The sequence below is a fragment of the Streptomyces glaucescens genome (assembly GCF_002154375.1).
Taxonomy (GTDB): Bacteria; Actinomycetota; Actinomycetes; order Streptomycetales; family Streptomycetaceae; genus Streptomyces; species Streptomyces glaucescens.
Genome location: NZ_MUND01001004.1, coordinates 1 through 2,098 on the forward strand (window position 1 = coordinate 1; position 2,098 = coordinate 2,098).

A 2,098-nucleotide genomic window follows, 5' to 3' on the forward strand; every position below is an offset into this window, starting at 1 on the left:
GCCGTGAGGGCGTTTCACGAGGGCGAGGGCCTCCTCGACGTCGAGGTCGTGGGCGTCCTCGCCGGCCCGGACGCCGGGGGCGGTCATCCGGCGTCCGGCCGCGTGCCGGATCCGGGGGCTGCCTCGTCCGCCTCCTCCGCCCAGCGCCGGGCCAGCGCGGCGGCCTTGCGGGTGGCCTCGGCGACGGCCTGCGGGCCCCCGCCGGCGTGGGCGGCGGCGTAGCCGACGAGGAAGGTGGTCAGCGGCGCCGCGGGGCGCGCCACCCCGTGGGCGGCGTCGCGGGCCAGGTCGAGCAGCGCACCGGTGTCGACGTCGAGGTCGATGCCCAGCTCGTCCTTGACTGCGGAGATCCATTCATCCAACACGTGCCCATGCTCCCTGATGCGTGCCCTTGCGGTGGCGATGTCGTCCCAGGTGTCGCAGTCGAAGGAGGCGACGGGATCCGGGACGCGGACGAGGTCGAGCGCGCCGGTCAGCCGGCGCAGCGGCAGTCCGGTGAGCGTGCCGTGCGCGGCGGTGAGCGCGGCCAGCTCGCGGCGCAGCGCGGCGGCGCGGTAGGCGGCGACGAGCGGCTGGTCGCGGCCGTCGGCGTCGGCGAGCAGGGCGCCGTCGGCGTCGCGCGCGGCGGTCAGGGCGGCGCGCAGCCGCCGTACCGTGCCGTCGTCGAGGAACGGCAGATCCGCGGAGAGCACCAGGACGTGCTCGGCGGTGATGTGCCGCAGTCCGGCGTCGAGGGCGGCGAGCGGGCCCCCGCCGGGCGGATCCTCGCGGGCCCAGGTCACCTGCCGCGTGGTGGGCCGCGGGAGGGCGACGACGACGGTGGTGGAGGCCCCGGCGCAGGCGGCGAGGACCCGGTCGAGCAAGGCCCGGCCACCCACCCGCACGGCGGGCTTGTCGGCACCGCCGAGCCGCCGCGCGGCGCCGCCCGCCAGCACCACGGTGTCGTACGGGATGCCGCCGTACGGGGCGTCGGGGGCGGACGGGGCCGGGCGCGAGGTCATGCCCCGAGTATGGGCGCCGGGAAGATCGTTGCCACCCCCGTGCACAGCATGTGGACAGGGGTGGCCGCGACGGACGTGCGCGTCACAGGGTGCGCAGCAGCACCGCCGGCTGTTCGACGCAGTCGGCGACGTAGCGCAGGAAACCGCCGGCGGTGCCGCCGTCGCAGACGCGGTGGTCGAAGGTGAGCGAGAGCTGGACGACCTGGCGGACGGCCAGCTCGCCCTCGTGCACCCACGGCTTGGGGACGATCCGGCCGACACCGAGCATGGCGGCCTCGGGGTGGTTGATGATCGGGGTGGAGCCGTCGACGCCGAACACGCCGTAGTTGTTCAGCGTGAAGGTGCCGCCGGTCAGTTCCCCGGGCGTCAGGGTCCCGGCCCGGGCCGCCTCGGTCAGCCGGGCGAACTCCGCGGTCAGGCCCTCGGCGTCGCGGGCGTGCGCGTCCCGGACGACCGGGACGACGAGGCCCCGTTCGGTCTGCGCGGCGAAGCCGAGGTGGACGTGGTCGAGCCGGACGACCTCCCGGGCGGCGAGGTCGACGGTGGAGTTCAGCTCGGGGTAGCGGGCGAGCGCCGCGGTGCAGATCCGGGCCAGCAGGGCGAGCAGGGAGATCTTCGGCCCGCCGGCCGCGTTCATCGCGGCCCTGGCCCGCATCAGCTCGGTGGCGTCGGCGTCCACCCAGCAGGTGGCGTCCGGGATCTCCCGCCGGCTGCGGGACAGCTTGTCGGCGACCGCGCCGCGCACGCCCTTGAGCGGGACACGGGTGCCCCCGCCGAGCGCGGTGGAGGCGGGCGCCTTGGCCGGGGCCGCGGGCTGGGCGGCCACGCGCGCCTGCGGTTCGGGCTGCGGGGCGGTCGTACGGCCGCCCTGGGCGGCGGCGGCACGCAGCGCGTACTCGACGTCCGCGCGCAGGATCAGCCCGTCGGGGCCGGAGCCGGTCAGCTCCCGCAGGTCCAGCCCGTTCTCGCGGGCGAGGCGGCGGACGAGCGGGGAGATCACGGGGATCGGGCCGTCGCCGTTGACCGGGGCGTCTGCGCCGACCGGCCCGTCTCCGTCGCCCCGGGTGCCCCCGGCGGGGGCGGCCAGGGGGGTGTCC

2 protein-coding genes are annotated in these 2,098 nt (G+C 77.3%); both read right to left on the bottom strand.

Annotated elements, in window-relative coordinates:
• Nucleotides 1–83: 83 nt before the first annotated feature.
• The gene (locus CCN42_RS40145) at nt 84–1,001 is read right to left on the bottom strand and encodes an NTP transferase domain-containing protein (RefSeq protein WP_086742033.1); all 918 of its coding nucleotides are present in this window, start codon (nt 999–1,001) and stop codon (nt 84–86) included.
• Nucleotides 1,002–1,083: 82 nt separating this feature from the next.
• Nucleotides 1,084–2,098, bottom strand: a 1,015-nt coding sequence (locus tag CCN42_RS40150; RefSeq protein WP_086742034.1) for a dihydrolipoamide acetyltransferase family protein, incomplete at its 5' end; no start/stop codon positions are given.